Source organism: Lewinella sp. IMCC34191 (assembly GCF_003390935.1).
Classification (GTDB): domain Bacteria; phylum Bacteroidota; class Bacteroidia; order Chitinophagales; family Saprospiraceae; genus Neolewinella.
In genome coordinates this window covers 255,769-270,188 of sequence record NZ_QNQZ01000008.1, presented here as the reverse complement: position 1 = coordinate 270,188, position 14,420 = coordinate 255,769, and the positions used below count along the sequence as shown (strand labels likewise).

Sequence of the window (14,420 nt, the reverse complement as noted above, 5' to 3'; positions counted from 1 at the left end):
CGCACTTCGGCGTCCACCATATCTTTGACCGTATCCATCCACCGTTCCGCAATGTCCGACACTCCATCCCCCGCAAACGCCAATCCCCATATTTCCGACATCAAGCGTCGCGTTGAGGAAATCGGTGTCTTTTTCGAGCAGACCGGACTAACGCCAACCGAAGCCCGGGTATTTGCGCTCTTGCTGCTCGCCGATCCGCCGGAAATGGATTTTTTCGCCATCCAGGAATTTCTCCAGGCCAGCAAGAGTTCCATCAGCAATGCCATACGCCGGCTGATGGACGATGGCCGCATCGATTACATCACCAAGCCCGGCGACCGCAAGCGCTATTTCCGGGTATCCGGAGAAAAATGGCTGGGTCAGATGCGGGAAGGGCTGGCCAAGATCGGCCCCTTTATCAATACGCTGAGTAAGGTCATCGATCTGCGCGAGGGTACGGAAAACTCCGATTTCAACCGGGAGCTCAAGCATATAAAGGAGTATTTCCTGTTCCTCAAAGAGGAATTGCCCAAGTTGCAACAGAAGTGGGATGAACGACCAAAGGACTGATACATCATTACGCGTTATGCTCACCGGCGCCTCCGGCATGGTCGGCCGCGCCGTGCTGCTGGAGTGCCTCGATAGCCCGTACGTCAGCCGGGTCCTGATGATCAACCGACGTTCGATCGACCTCCAACACGAAAAGTTAGAAGAGGTGCTGCATCGTGACTTTTCTGACCTGTCGCCCATAGTCGATCAACTGCGTTCCTACGATGCCTGCTTTTTCTGCGCCGGGGTTTCCTCCGTTGGAAAGGATGAAGCCGCCTATACCCGCCTGACCTTCGATCTGGTGACCGGCTTCGCCCGCGACCTGCATGACGTGAATCCCGACCTGGTTTTTACCTACGTCTCCGGAATGGGTACCGATCCGGACGGCTCGCAAATGTGGGCCCGCGTGAAAGGCCGGACGGAGCAGGCGCTGCTGAACATGGGATTTCGGGATGCTTACATGTTCCGTTTGGGCATGTTACTGCCCGAAAGAAAATTGCCGACGAAGACCCGCTGGATCGGCGCCCTGTACGGCGTGTTGCGGCCACTGTTCCCGCTCATGCGTCGAGCTAGCTGGTCGGTTTCGGACCGGCAACTCGGCTTAGCGATGATCAGGTGCGCCCTGTCCCCCCAGCCGCAAAAGATCCTGGAGAGCAGCGACATCGGGCACCTGGGTGCTGTATCGTAGTGACCGTTCAGGGGGCGGCGGGGCGCAGGTAAAAGCCCTATCGCGAACCGGTTTCTGAGGCACCTTCGGTCTGGCTTTATACCATTCGACATAATCGTTGGAATTTACCAACGGAGCAATTCACCGCGGCGGCCCGGTTACAAACTCGTGGTGACGAGATAGCAGAGGACTGGGGCATAGCCCCCTGCGTTTGATAACTTCTACGCTATCCCGTAGCGAATCAGTGCGGTATTTCGTTCAATCAACTGCTACTATACAGGCAAGCTCCGCGCTCGAATGCCGATAACGGGTAAGCTGTACCGCTTCCCGGTAAGCTCGACCGGCGGGTATTCGTGTGTGATATAATCACGGTCGAGGTCCAGTCGGGCGGACAAGGCCGGGGAGATCAGTAACTGTTCGCCCAGTTCGTTGCATTTGCTCTGAATGCGTGCCGTGGTGTTCAGCACGTCACCGTGGTAGGCCAACTCCCGTTTCACGACGCCTACTTCCGCCACCGTAGTGCGTCCGATATGCGCGGCGGCTTTGAATTCCGGGTGGAACCCATAATTAGATTCGTAGTACCCAGAGCGGCGAGCGAGGATGCGGTCGAACTCGAAAAAGGCAGCAATGCAGTTGTTGTGTTTCAGCCCCGGCTTGGTTTTCCAGCAGAGAATGACCTCGTCTCCCACGTATTGATAGATTTCCGCCTGATGGTGTATTACGGCATCCGTAACATCAGCGAAGCAGTCCTGAATGAGTTGAGAGAACAACAAATGTCCCAGCCTTTCGGCAATCGGAGTAGAGTCACGCAGATCGATAAACAGGAATATCCGTTCCTCCTCCCGGGGTTTATGGTACCTGCCCACCAGCATATTGCCGAAAATTCCCGGGCCCACCTTTTGGTACATACGTTGAAACAGGGTGATGAGCAGGCTAATTAAAAGGAAATATACCAGCACCACCACCATCAGTTTACTGCCCAGAAATTCTTCAAGGGTTAAATCTTGGACGGCCGTACTGTTGAAAAGCGGGTACAGGTTGAGACCAACGGCAAACAGGGCTATAGCGAGTAGGAATTGTAAGACCACCTTCAAAAGCGCCCACCACAGAAAAGAGAGCCGCATGAACGCTTGCCGGTTCAGCAATAACTCAATACCGAAGTACCCCGTACCTACAATGAGCGCCAAAGAGAAATCCAGCGCCGGCGCAATCAGGTAGTCCGGCGCGAAGGCCATCCGCTCCGGCCACCCATAATGCCGCAGAAAGCTGAAAAGAAAGGTAGCTACCCACCAAGTCAGCACTAACCTCAACCAGTACAAAAGCTTATTCTTCGCGATCATGGATCAATAGGTACGGAACGGGCGGGTTGGTAAGCTAGCCCTACTGCGTTACCACCAGTTTGCCGGTGCTGAATGTTCCTGACCGGTAGCGAGCCACCACAAAGTAGTGTCCGGACGGCAGCTCCCGTGTCGACAGCGAGGTCTCCGCCCCATTAACGGGGACGGTCCGTAACAAACTACCGGTCATATTGAAAAGCCGAAGCTGTTCGAGGTAGTCACCGGCCTGAGCGCGTACCACGACCGAGTTAGAAGCCGGATTTGGGAAAATGCTTAAGTATCCTACTTCCGGCATCATCGACGTCACGTTGGTAGTATTGCCGTCCGCTTGAATTTGAAATAGCTGTTTGCCGGCCTCCTCATGGCTCCTTGCAAGCACATAGAGGCCAGATTTGGTTTCGAGAAATTGCTCAGGATATGATCCGCCCCGGCCCGGGCTGATATCGGCCAGCAGGCGGACCATCTCGCTTTCTAAATCCACCGCGTAAGCTTCCGCTCCTACATCCGAAGTAGCGCGGAAGTATAACTGGTTTTGCCCCAATTCGAAATTACCGGGATTACTGGTGGCCACACCTGGATGAATATCGCTCACGAGGTAAGTACCTTCCGGAGTTCCATCGGTTCGCCAGAGTTCGGTGCCGTGGGTAAGGTCGTATGCGGCGAAGAAGAGACGGTCACCCACGCGGGTCATAGCGTGAGGATCACTGCCGCCCGAGCCCGGATGGATATCCCGCAGAAGGGTGATCCGCCCCGTGGCGGGATCGGCCACGTAAAGTTCCGTTCCCGTATTGGGATCGTGGGGCTGAAAAATGAGGCGATTCCCCACCATACGGTACAGGGGCAACCAGTATTTAGGGTATACGGGTGTGACCCCATTGGGAACTTCGAAATGGATCGTCTCGGCGCCGCCAATGTCGTAGTAAGCGATGGTGGGCGGTTCGTCAGCCGGCATATCCAGCAGGTAATAGCCCATCGTATCCGTGGCGAGCACCGCCAGGTTCTCCGGGTAATCGAACTGATATACCAGACTTCCGTCCGGGCGGAGGAGATAGCCGGTTTTAAGGCCATATTCTTCACTGCTCACGCTAATGCGAACCAGATCGTCCGTTAGGTAAGCAATTTGCGCCCCTCTTCCGGAGATACTTTGTCTTAATTCTTTCACCATCGTCAGTCCCTCAAAGTGGTAGCGGTAGACGGAAGTCAGGTTGGGCGCTTCTTCTATTATCAGTGGATACTTTAGCATCCATTGCTTTTGGATCCGCACGATTTCTTTGGTATCGGCATATCGCGCGGGCTTGAGGCTGTCTCCGGAAACCAAATGGACCGTAAACCCGGATCCGTCCTCCGTATCGCAGCAATATGGCACCATAGGTCCTCCGGCAACGGTGGTGCGTAGGTCTGCTACACTATACAATTCTTCGGATGTCGGATAGGCGATGGGCACGACGGTTTCGAGCGTAGTGTCGTAGCGAAAATAACGACCGAGTTTGTCTAGAGCAGGCGCCCGGAAGAGGATACTTCCGTGTTGGTCTTGTCCATTCAGAAAGGAGACGCCGGCGGGCGGGGCGGGATTCGACGCGAGGAGATTCCGCGGCCCGCTTGCCTCAGGGGTCAGCAACAACGGCGGCCTATCGCTGCGCCAGTCTTCTCGCTCACCGAGGTAAATGACCGCGTCACCAATGAGCGTCAGGCTAGGGTGCATGGTTCCGGTATGTCCCGAAGGGTTTAGCCCTAAAAAGAATGACAGGGAGTCATCTTTGATTCGGTAGCGACCAACACCCGCTCCACCGGAGTTGCCCGGCCAGTATACGATCCCGTCATTGGCAAGCAGTTCGTACGCCTCGTTAAATTCCGGACGTACGAATAGGGTATCCACCACCCCGGTCGTAGCCACGTACCGAAAGAGCGCGGGTGTGCCGCTTGAGCTGCCTCCGGCGAAGTAAATACTGTCACCGAAGGTGGTGATCACTGCGCTGCGGCTTCCCTCCGCTGCGATGCGGATGATTCGAAAATTTTCTGGCTCGTCTAAGCCTGTCACGTACAATCGCTGCCCAAGCTGCCTGTCATTGCAGTAGAGATAAAAGCTGTCCTGTAACACGGCAAAACGAACGTCTTCCTGTCCGAAAACGCCGTACCGCCCGTTCAGTATACCGGTTACCGGAAGCATCTCTTCGCTCGCTTCCTCAATGCGAAGCAATTCGGGAACGGTACTCCCCGATCGGGTTCCGATCAGGTAAAACCCACTGCCGAAGGCGACGACCGGACGGGTACCCCAGCCAAAGACCTTCACATGGGGCGATCCGAAGCCATTGATCCGCGGAGCCGTTACGGCGGCAAGCTTACCCCCCGGCCGGTATAGATAATAGTTGGTGTACTGCTGTCCCCGTACCGTCGAATAGCCGGAGATCAGAAGGCTTTCGGTACCGGCGGTAAGTAAATTACGGGGGTACACATTGAAACCTGTATCATCTTCGAAGTTCAGGATCGGCAGCTCCTCAACCAACGAGGTGCCATCGGGTGTCCCGTCCGTTTGCCAAAGTTCGGTGTAGTGGGTTTTAACGTCAGCATGGGCTGGCATGGCGGTCGCTCGTCCCGCTACTAGAAAATAGTACATGCCGCCTAGCTTGACGAGGTCGCTAATGGGTTCCGTGCGCAGGTCGGTCAACCGAGTGGCCCGCTCCCCCTCAATGCGGTATAACTCACCACCTGTCGGATCCGCCCGGTACTGGGCAAACAACTTATCATCAAGTTTTTGAAAGGGTCGTTTGCCATAGATAGTCGTTGACTCTCCCAGAAATTCGGAATTCTCCGTCAGCGACCGCATTACACCCGTGGAGGTGTCAATTATGCTGAACCGACCCTTCCGGTCCGCCGCACCCGCGATGTTCATCGCGTAAACCTTACCTTCAAACACACTTAGGGCGTGGATAGCATCCTTGCGGTACTGCGTATCCTCAAAGCTGGTTAATTGACGGGCGTCCTGCCCGATGACATGATGAAAGGGCCAGGCAATGAGGCACGTACAGCATACGGAGAAAAAGAAGCGGAAGCAGGGTAAGGCTATCTTCATGGGCGGGGTTATACCCTGCTATAGCGAAGTTTTTGCACCCCGCATTGCCCCGAATCCTAGGATATTGCTTAGGCTCGTTCCCTGAATAACCTCCATAATTCCCGAAGATCGACCAGGCGCAAGGCCAGTAGCAGCAGGATCCCCGTTAGCATAGCCAGGAGCATATCCGAAACCCAGTCGACGTGCAGCAGACTTGCAATCATTACGATCGGTACCGGCAGAATACCTCCCAGCATGATCAGATGCCACCAGGCTACCTTACCCGCCGTGATTTGCAACCATCGGTGTGCTAACACCGCCTGAAGGCCCGCGATCACCGACTGCGTCGCGAGCGTTACCGCAGCCGCACCGGGTGCACCGTAACGCGGTAAAGCCCAGAGATTACCGGCCACGTTCAGCCCGATCCCCCCCAGAAAAATATAGTTCATCCGGCCGATGTGCCCCGTCGCGCCCAGCAGCGCGCCATAGGCGTAATTCAGACACTGCGCTATAAAGGTAAGCGCCAGAAAAAAGAGGATGGTCGCCGTACGCGGCTCCGCGAAGTCGTACAGTAAATCCACGATCGGCCGGGCGTAGGCCGCCACCGCAAAGCTGACCACCAAAGCGCCCCCTACCAACGACTGGACGCTAAAGCGAAGCAAATCGGAAAAAGGCTCGCGCCGGGCGTAAAGCCGGGCGTACATGGGAAGCAGCAGACCGGCCACCAGCCAGCCCACGGTATTCAGGGCGTCAAGCAAGCGGTATCCCGCCGCGTAATGACCGGCCGCCACGGCTCCGTCCGGTAGTAAGCGCTCGATCATGACCGCATCCGTACGGGTATAGGCCGCTTGCAGCAGGATGGCAATGGCATAAGGCGCACCCCCACGCAGTAGCATGAGCAACATCCGTCGCTCGAACTTCGGCCGGATCCGGTCCAGTTTGCTGCGGAGCACGTACCCCAACCCCCCGGCCGTCAGCGCCCAACTTACGACCTGAGTGATCGCGAACAGTCCGATGCTGAGCCGGTCGGGAGCCCAGATCAGCACCCCGCCGATGATGGCGATCACCAAGAGCTTATCCAGCACGCTAAACGTACTATCCAGGGCGTAGCGACCCAGTCCCGACAAGCTCGACCGTAGGTAGAGGACCAGGCTATTCAGCAACTGACCGAAACCGATGATCATCAGCAATACTAGTTCCCAGTCCCGATAGCCGACCACGTAACCGACAATCAGCAGTGCCCCCAAAAACAGCGCACCCAATAGCGTCTTTAACCCAAGAAAGTACGGGAAGTACTTCGCCAGCAACTGCCGGTGCCCGCTCAGCGTCCGGTTGTTGTACAACTGCAGGCCGCAGTCGGCAATCACCTGCAGCACCATGCCCAGGCCCAGCAACGAGAAGTACAGTCCGTAATCCCCCTCCGGCAGTTGGTTCTGCACCGTCCGCTCAATACCAAAGAGGTAAATACCCTTGACCGCCAGGTTAAGGACCAGTACCAGTAGGACGTTCTTTAAAAAGGAGGCAAGCATTAGTAGTACAATAGTACGGTGGTACTTAGTACGGTAGTACGGGCGGCTTTAGTACGGTAGTACGGCAGTACCTATCTTTCCGGTATCTACTCACCCAGCGGCGGTGGACGTACCCAAAGACTAACAGACCACTAAAGCTTACCGTACTACCCGCTACCGTACTACCGTACTACTCACCTTGCTACGCGTCATGATCATTAACGGCCCGAACCTGAACCTCCTGGGCCGGCGGCAACCGGAAATTTACGGAGAGGACACCTTCGACGACTTCATGCTGCACCTGAAGGGCAAGTTTGTCGACTCCGACGTGGAGTTGGAATACTACCAGAGTAACCACGAGGGGGATTTGATAGACAAGCTCCACGAGATCGGTTACGACTACGACGGGATCGTTTTAAACGCCGGGGCGTATACCCATACCAGTATCGCGATTGCCGACGCCATCGCCGCCATCGAGACGCCGGTGATCGAGGTGCACATCAGCAACGTACACAAACGGGAGGCCTTTCGCCACCACAGCTACCTTTCGCCCTACTGCGAGGGAGTAATCGTGGGCTTTGGTCTGCGGGGCTACGAGCTGGCTGTTCAGTATTTCGTTTAAACCGCAACGACAATGCCTTTCAGGCGTTTTATATAACAACCAATCTTATCTACATGTCCTTATCCGATCGCTTTAGCAAATCCAGTAACCCGCTACTTAGCGAGGAACGACTGGCCAAAGCGTCTTCGCAACCGCTGGATGGAGGTGTTATCCAACGCTCCGGCAGTGAAGTCATGACCGTCGACGGAGCTGTCAACAAAACGTTCCTGCTCGGAGCACTGCTGACCGCTACTGCCGTGTATTCTTTTTTCTTCCCCAGCCAACTGTTCGTCTGGGGCGGCCTACTGGGTGGCTTTGCCCTGGTCATCTTCATGACTTTCAAGCCAAAGATGTCCGGCACGCTGGCTCCGATCTATGCCCTCCTGGAAGGCCTTTTCATCGGTTCTATAACCGCCACCTACGCCGCCGGCTTTGGTGTCGGACTGGTGTTCAACGCCATATTGGGTACCATTTCGGTTCTCTTTATGATGCTGTTCGTTTATAAAGCAGGCATCATCAAAGTCAATCAGAAATTTCGCTCGGGTATGATGATGGCGCTGGGTGCAGTCGTCCTACTCTACGTACTGAATATCGTACTCGGCTTTTTCGGAATGAGCGTACCGTACCTCCACCAGGGAGGCCCCATCGGCATTGGCATCAGTGTCGTAATCATCGGCATCGCCAGCCTCATGCTCCTCCTCGACTTCGATAGTATCGAGCGCGGGGCCGCCATGCGTGCACCCAAGTATATGGAGTGGTTCAGCGCGGTTGGGTTGATCGTCACCCTGGTTTGGTTGTACCTGGAGATCCTGCGCTTGCTCGCGGTGCTTCAGCGTGACTAAGCCAGTCTTCACGGAGATTACCTAAAAGCAGCAGGGGAAAACGGTGCGTCCGTTTTCCCCTGCTTGCGTTACAGCCTAGTTGAACTAGTGAGTATAAAGTGAGGCTGCTGTTATTCCATCATCAAAACTAAAGGGGTAACGGTGGGGGGTTGGTGTTCGCTGCCTGGGGGGGGAGAATTTTTCTGCAAACAGAAAAATTTAGGGAATAGGTGATAGGATATAGTTGTACCCTGAGGCTGTAGGTGTCTGAGCGCCTACCGTGTAAAACCGTTCGGCCGCTAGTGAATGATTTGTGCAATGCTACAGAGTGAAGCACCTTGGTCACTTCTCCCATCACCGTATATTTCTAGGTCAGAATCAGGTTTTGATAACATTCTTCCGGCTATTGATTACCTGGAAGTCAAGACCCACTAGGCGTTTGTAAACGCATATATTCGAATATAAACATTTAGAAACGGAATATTACTACGGGGCCCCTCACCTTGAGGAAAAAATCCCCTATGAGTACATCTCACTTTACCACTTGGCTAGCTTTCCAGAAGAGTCGCAGACTCGCTGCTTCCATCTACAATCTGTGTAAGACTTTCCCACCCGCGGAAAAATATGCGCTTACCGATCAGGTTCTCCGCTCCTCTAGATCAGTCTGCGCCAACTTAGCCGAATGCTATGCCAAGCGCCGCTACCCAAAACACTTCATTGCCAAGCTCACGGATTGCGCCGGGGAGAACCACGAGACAGAAGTATGGCTAATGTTTGCTCGAGATCATGGTTACATCTCCAGAGGCCATCACACCTCCTACCAGGCGGCATGTGAAGAAGTCTCCCGTCTCCTAAGCTACATGCAACGAAACCCCGAAAAATTCGTGGGCAAAGCCGAAAAAGCAAAACGAAAGGCCTAAGTGATCCACCAGTCCCCATGCCCAACCCTCTAGCCACATTCGCATACTAATGCTGCCCTATAACCTATGCCTATGACCTACACCCCATGACCCATGACCCATGACCTATGACCCATGACCTATGACCTATGACCTATGACCTAAAAACAACCCACAAGCCTGAATCAAGCCAACATACCCCTCCACCCCACTCTCAACCTCCTCCACCCAGATAAACTCATCTGCCGAATGGCTTCTGGCGCTATCTCCCGGGCCGAGCTTTAATGTCGGGAAGGGCATTAGGGCCTGGTCACTGAGGGTGGGCGATCCGTAGGTTTCGGCGGTGGGCAGCATCCGCCGGGCGGCTTTTAGTAATACGTGATCGTCGGAAATACCACTCGACTGAAGCCGCAGGCTGCGCGGCGTTAATTGCGCGTGCCGGCACACGGACTGCAGTTCCGCCACCGCCTCCTCATTACTGTACGCTTCGTTCACCCGTAAGTCCACCACGAAGGTGCAACGGTCGGGGACGACGTTGTGCTGGGTACCGGACTGGATGACGGTGACCGCCGCGCCCGTAGGCCCGAGTTTCTCGCTCGGCCGGCTGAATACGTGGTCACGAATGGCGGCGATATCGTCCAGGGCTAAATACAAAGCATTTATTCCCTCCTTCCGGGCCGCGTGTCCGCTCTCCCCTTTCGTCTCGCCGTCAATGACCACCAGCCCGCGTTCGGCCACGGCCAGTTGCATGAGGGTAGGTTCGCCGACGATGCCGCAGTCGATCTCCGGGAGGAGGGGTAACAGGGCCACAATACCGTTTGGCCCACTTATTTCCTCCTCGGCCGTGGCGGCCAACACCAGGTTGACCGGTAACGTCGGATCGTTCTCCAGGGTCAGGAAGGCGGTGATGAGGCTCACCAGCGCTCCCCCGGCGTCGTTGCTGCCGAGGCCGTAAAGTTTGCCGTCCTCGATGTCCGGGGAGTGGGGATCTCGGGTATACCCGGCGGCCGCCTTGACGGTGTCGTGGTGACTGTTGAGCAATACGGTCAGGCGTCCCTCCATCCAGTTGCGGCTCGTTACCCACACATTATTGAGGTGCCGTTGCGGTTGTACGCCGTGATCGCGTAGCCACGCTTCCAAGACCGCGGCGGTCGCTTCTTCCTGTCGACTCAGAGAGGGAGTAGCGATCAGTTGGCGGAGTAAGGTGACGGCTTGATCGCGGTGGTCGGACATATGCTTGAAGGAATTGGGGACCCACAAAACTACGCCTTCCGACCGAGGAGACTGCCCGATACCATGCCCGCAAAACTCGCTAGTGTGCCGTAGATCGTAGCATCCACTATCGTTCCGAGACGATCCGTCAGGAACCAGACCCCGGCACCGGTGAGGATGGCGGTCCAGGCCCCGGTGGTATTCGCCCGCTTCCAGTACAACCCCAGCGCAAGAGGCGCCAGCAGGCATACCATCAGCAATACGGCCGAATCCACCACCAATCCGTGAATGTGACTGTCGTTCAGGGCGAATGCACTGGCCACGGCCGCCACCCCGATGATGCTCACGCGCGTCCATCGCAACAGCTGCCGGTCGGTGAGCTTTGGCATACGCGGTCGGATGAGGTTTTCCCCGATGACGGTAGCCGGCGACAGCATCGCACCGCTGGACGTACTCAGGATCGCGGAGATCAACGCACCGAAAAACAGGATCTGCACCGGAAGGGAGGTGTATTCCCGCACCATCGCCGGGATGAGGTGCTGACCGTCGTCCACATCCATCAGCTCCGGGTGGAGCTTGGCGGCGGCGAGGCCGATCAGCAGGGGTACCGCCCCCACCAAGAAGAGAAGCACGCCACTGAGCAGCACCCCGTTACGCCCGGCCGTAGCGGAGTGAGCCGAGAATAAGCGCTGGTAGATTTCCTGCGAAGGAATGGCCCCGAGCCCGAAAGCCATCCACATCGCCAGGTAGTCACTCCACGAAGCCAGGTCACTGGCGGGAAGTATATCATAAAAGGTATTGGGGCGATCGCTGAGTAATTCGCCAAGGCCCCCGGTCTCTCCCAGCAGCTGCGATAGTACGAGTCCCAACCCGGCTACGATCAGTACGCTCTGTAGCAGGTCGGTAAGGGTGACCGCCCACATCCCGCCAATGTAGGTGTACACCACCACGATCCCGGCCCCGAGCAGGATTCCCTGCGGTACGCTCGTTCCCAACACGGAGTGAAAGAGGTAAGACAGGGCGACGAATTGGGCCGCGATCCAGGGGAAGTAGGCCAGCACCTGGATCAGGGAAGTGGCTATTTCGATCCGCGCTCCGTAGCGGCGGCGGAAGAAGTCGCTCAGCGTGACGATCTTCATCCGGTAGAGCCGCCGGGCGAAAAGCGTACCCACCAGCGTAAGGCAAAGCAACGTACCGAACAGGTCGGTGATGGTACCCAGCAGACCATCCCGCACGAAGTAGCCGGGTACACCCATGATGAATTCCGGTCCGTACCAGGTGGCAAAGATCGTCACCGCCACCAGGCCGGTGGACAGCTGCCGCCCGGCCAGCGTAAAATCTTGGCTGGAATGAATGCGCCGGCTGGCCCAGGCACCGATGCCCAACGTCAGCAGCAGATACAGTACGATACAGGCGGCAAGCAAGGTAGGCGGGCGGGTTAGCCCCCCGAAGTTACAGCACCCAGCGCACCCCGAAGTTTATACCCGCGATCACCGACTCGTGCGTCAGGTCGTAGCGGACCTGCGGCCCGGCTTCCACCGCTATCCGGCGGGTCAGGAAGTACTGCCCCCCTACCCCGGCGGTCAGGTAGGTGAAGCTTGGGTCCAGGTAGTCGATGCCGTAGTTCGTATCCAGGCTTTCCCACACCCGGCCCAGGCCGCCCTCACCAAACCATACCAGCCGGGCGTCGCGGGTCAGGTAGTAGCGGGCACCGGCTCCGAGATGTAGCCGGCTGAGGCGGAAGTAGCGGTCCGCCGTGTTCCCCCCGAAGGGGTAATTCTGGTAGCTGCGCTGGTAGCCGATCAGCCCCGTCACGGCAAATCCGTCCGCCAGGAAGAAGTGGCCGCCAACATCGGCACCAATGTCGTTGCCGTTCTCATAGAGCGTCAGCTTGATGCTTTCCGCTCCCAGCATAAAGGTGCCCCGGCTGAAATCCGCGACAGGAGCTTCATCGTCTTCGCCCGCACGAAGACGCAGCTGGAGGTCGGCACCCAGCATGAGCGAGTTACGGCCTTCCCGCACCGTGTATCCCAAATTGGGTGTGAGCAAAGCCCCACCGCCAACCGGCAGGTGGACCCCCACCGCCAACCTGGCGGACTTGAACAGCTCGGAGCCGCCCCGGTAGGCATACAGGCCCGAAGACAGCTCGGCATAAGCCATAAGGGCGGCGGTGTTCAGTGGATAATAGCGCACGAAGGGCAGAATCTCCACCTGTCGGCCGCCAAACTCGCCTAAGCTCACGTCAGCGTACAAGTTTGCGCCCACAACCACCGGATCGACAATGGCTAACCCGTAACTACCACCCAGGTGAAAGGTCGTTCGTTCCAGCCCGCCATCGCGGTACAGTCCACCACCGACGGAAAACGGGGAGATCGGCAGGGGCGCTTGTAGGGAGGTGGTCCGATCCAGGTACAGCAACCCGTCGCCCTTCCTGATCTGGGCGTACGATAAGGAAGAGAGCATGCAAAGAAATAGCAGGCAGAGGCAAAGTTTTTTCATGATACGGCACGGATGTTTTGTGCCGCTTCATACGTTTCCAGCCCGGGCCGTTACGCCGATTCTCCATAATTTCTCTTATATCAGATGCGCATGGGTGTTTTTAGGTCGTAAGCCGCGGTATCCCCTACGCCTAAGCTAAAGCAGGTACCGCACACCGAAATTCAGCCCGTATCTCCAATCTTCCGATTCGAAGCTGTACCGTACCGTTGGGGCCGCCTCCAGGGAAAACTGCTCGCTCGTAAAAAATTGTAGACCACCTCCCAAGAAGAGATACTCCCGCGACGCCGTATCGACATCGATCTGGATATCCGATGAAATGGACGTCCGGCTCAGTCCGGTGCCCGCTTCGGTAAACCATGCCAGGCGGCCGGCGGTCGATAAATAATACCGGACGGCGGCGGCGGCGTTCCACTGCACGTAATCGAGGGTAGCCGAGTTGCCACCCCCGGTGCCTAATTTCAGATAGTCGCCACTGTAACCTAGCTGCCCGCCAATGGCCAGGCGATCCGCTATGAAGTAGTGTCCTCCGACCTCCAATCCGGCACCGGTAGCCCCGTCCCGAAAGGCTAAGCGGGCTGACTGCGCACCCACCATTACCCGTCCCCGCCGGATACCGGCCGAAATTTTATCGGCCTGCTTTTTGCTTAGGCGTAACTGCAACGCCAGCTCCAGCATAAGCGAATTTTTACCGTCATCAATATAGTAGGATAGTTGGGGGGTAAGCAATAAGACATCGGTCAGCGGATAATGCGCCCCGGCGGCCAGCTGCACGCCCCCCGATTGCCTGTCCGAATCTGCCCCCGCCACGATACTGCTTACCTGACCGAAGACCTGCAGGCTGGGTGCATTGACAAGGTAGTAGCGCAGCCGGGGCTGAAAAAAGATACTGCTGGTGCCATTTTCTCCGAATTCCTTGATTCCGAAGACACCCGCACCCAGCATGAGCCGGTCGAGCAGCGCATAGCTGTATTCGCCGCCGTAGTAGAGGGCGGTAGATTCCGAACGACCGTCGTATTGTAGACCGAAGTTGTGAGCGGCTTGCGGGAGCGACCAGGCCCCGACGGTCTGGGCGGCGGGGAAGGAAGAGGTCAGGGCAATCAGTTGGTCGCCGCGGGTCATCTGTGCGGTGAGGGAAAGGCCACAGCCGAAGCATAGTAGCGACAGAAAGAGGTTACGCATGTTATGGAGGGTTTAGGTGAAACTGGTCCGCGGACCATCGGTATAACGACAACCGGTAGCGGTCCGTCCACCGCAGCTATACGGTACGGGGTGAATAAAATAGGGGCAATAGTCCACATC

General features: G+C 56.7%; 12 protein-coding genes. 5 read left to right on the top strand and 7 right to left on the bottom strand.

Features of this window, described 5'->3' with window-relative positions; genetic code table 11:
• Window positions 1-51: 51 nt before the first annotated feature.
• Window positions 52-549, top strand: coding sequence for a GbsR/MarR family transcriptional regulator (locus DRW39_RS16235; protein ID WP_116108113.1), 498 nt, complete (start codon window positions 52-54; stop codon window positions 547-549).
• A gap of 16 nt (window positions 550-565) precedes the next feature.
• The gene (locus DRW39_RS16230) at window positions 566-1,216 is read left to right on the top strand and encodes an NAD-dependent epimerase/dehydratase family protein (protein WP_198664914.1); all 651 of its coding nucleotides are present in this window, start codon (window positions 566-568) and stop codon (window positions 1,214-1,216) included.
• A 251-nt stretch (window positions 1,217-1,467) separates the two neighbouring features.
• Here the strand turns inward: DRW39_RS16230 and DRW39_RS16225 are convergent, their stop codons facing one another.
• The 3 genes from DRW39_RS16225 to DRW39_RS16215 form a co-directional block, all read right to left on the bottom strand.
• Window positions 1,468-2,535, bottom strand: coding sequence for an adenylate/guanylate cyclase domain-containing protein (locus tag DRW39_RS16225; RefSeq protein ID WP_116108111.1), 1,068 nt, complete (start codon window positions 2,533-2,535; stop codon window positions 1,468-1,470).
• A 40-nt stretch (window positions 2,536-2,575) separates the two neighbouring features.
• On the bottom strand, window positions 2,576-5,602 hold the full coding sequence (locus DRW39_RS16220) for an ELWxxDGT repeat protein (RefSeq protein ID WP_116108110.1): 3,027 nt from the start codon (window positions 5,600-5,602) through the stop codon (window positions 2,576-2,578).
• A gap of 68 nt (window positions 5,603-5,670) precedes the next feature.
• Complete coding sequence (locus DRW39_RS16215) at window positions 5,671-7,110, bottom strand: polysaccharide biosynthesis C-terminal domain-containing protein (RefSeq protein ID WP_116108109.1); 1,440 nt, start codon at window positions 7,108-7,110, stop codon at window positions 5,671-5,673.
• 190 nt (window positions 7,111-7,300) lie between these two features.
• On the opposite strand from DRW39_RS16215, the gene aroQ reads away from it, so the two are divergent.
• The 3 genes from aroQ (at window position 7,301) to DRW39_RS16200 (ending at window position 9,431) form a co-directional block, all read left to right on the top strand.
• Window positions 7,301-7,711 (top strand): type II 3-dehydroquinate dehydratase, encoded by a 411-nt coding sequence (gene aroQ / locus DRW39_RS16210; RefSeq protein WP_116108108.1) that lies wholly within the window; start codon window positions 7,301-7,303, stop codon window positions 7,709-7,711.
• A gap of 53 nt (window positions 7,712-7,764) precedes the next feature.
• Entirely contained in the window at window positions 7,765-8,532 is a 768-nt protein-coding gene (locus tag DRW39_RS16205; RefSeq protein WP_116108107.1) for a Bax inhibitor-1/YccA family protein, read from the top strand.
• A gap of 500 nt (window positions 8,533-9,032) precedes the next feature.
• Window positions 9,033-9,431 carry a four helix bundle protein gene (locus tag DRW39_RS16200; RefSeq protein WP_116108106.1) on the top strand — a complete coding sequence of 133 codons (399 nt, stop codon included), beginning with the start codon at window positions 9,033-9,035 and terminating at the stop codon, window positions 9,429-9,431.
• A 126-nt stretch (window positions 9,432-9,557) separates the two neighbouring features.
• On the opposite strand, the gene DRW39_RS16195 is transcribed toward DRW39_RS16200, so the two are convergent.
• From DRW39_RS16195 to DRW39_RS16180, 4 genes are all read right to left on the bottom strand, one after another.
• Complete coding sequence (locus tag DRW39_RS16195; protein WP_116108105.1) at window positions 9,558-10,643, bottom strand: M20/M25/M40 family metallo-hydrolase; 1,086 nt, start codon at window positions 10,641-10,643, stop codon at window positions 9,558-9,560.
• Between the two features lie 29 nt (window positions 10,644-10,672).
• A complete protein-coding gene (locus DRW39_RS16190; RefSeq protein ID WP_116108104.1) occupies window positions 10,673-12,046 on the bottom strand; it encodes a sodium:solute symporter family protein in 1,374 nt (457 codons plus the stop codon).
• 28 nt (window positions 12,047-12,074) lie between these two features.
• On the bottom strand, window positions 12,075-13,121 hold the full coding sequence (locus DRW39_RS16185) for a hypothetical protein (protein WP_157976168.1): 1,047 nt from the start codon (window positions 13,119-13,121) through the stop codon (window positions 12,075-12,077).
• Between the two features lie 135 nt (window positions 13,122-13,256).
• Complete coding sequence (locus tag DRW39_RS16180) at window positions 13,257-14,300, bottom strand: outer membrane beta-barrel protein (RefSeq protein WP_116108102.1); 1,044 nt, start codon at window positions 14,298-14,300, stop codon at window positions 13,257-13,259.
• Window positions 14,301-14,420 lie beyond the last annotated feature (120 nt).

What these genes read in the sequence shown, in the direction of transcription:
- DRW39_RS16235 (WP_116108113.1), top strand. Translation starts at nt 52, where the DNA reads ATGTCCGACACTCCATCCCCCGCAAACGCCAATCCCCATATTTCCGAC.
- DRW39_RS16230 (WP_198664914.1), top strand. Translation starts at nt 566, where the DNA reads ATGCTCACCGGCGCCTCCGGCATGGTCGGCCGCGCCGTGCTGCTGGAG.
- DRW39_RS16225 (WP_116108111.1), bottom strand. Translation starts at nt 2,535, where the DNA reads ATGATCGCGAAGAATAAGCTTTTGTACTGGTTGAGGTTAGTGCTGACT.
- DRW39_RS16220 (WP_116108110.1), bottom strand. Translation starts at nt 5,602, where the DNA reads ATGAAGATAGCCTTACCCTGCTTCCGCTTCTTTTTCTCCGTATGCTGT.
- DRW39_RS16215 (WP_116108109.1), bottom strand. Translation starts at nt 7,110, where the DNA reads ATGCTTGCCTCCTTTTTAAAGAACGTCCTACTGGTACTGGTCCTTAAC.
- aroQ (WP_116108108.1), top strand. Translation starts at nt 7,301, where the DNA reads ATGATCATTAACGGCCCGAACCTGAACCTCCTGGGCCGGCGGCAACCG.
- DRW39_RS16205 (WP_116108107.1), top strand. Translation starts at nt 7,765, where the DNA reads ATGTCCTTATCCGATCGCTTTAGCAAATCCAGTAACCCGCTACTTAGC.
- DRW39_RS16200 (WP_116108106.1), top strand. Translation starts at nt 9,033, where the DNA reads ATGAGTACATCTCACTTTACCACTTGGCTAGCTTTCCAGAAGAGTCGC.
- DRW39_RS16195 (WP_116108105.1), bottom strand. Translation starts at nt 10,643, where the DNA reads ATGTCCGACCACCGCGATCAAGCCGTCACCTTACTCCGCCAACTGATC.
- DRW39_RS16185 (WP_157976168.1), bottom strand. Translation starts at nt 13,121, where the DNA reads ATGAAAAAACTTTGCCTCTGCCTGCTATTTCTTTGCATGCTCTCTTCC.
- DRW39_RS16180 (WP_116108102.1), bottom strand. Translation starts at nt 14,300, where the DNA reads ATGCGTAACCTCTTTCTGTCGCTACTATGCTTCGGCTGTGGCCTTTCC.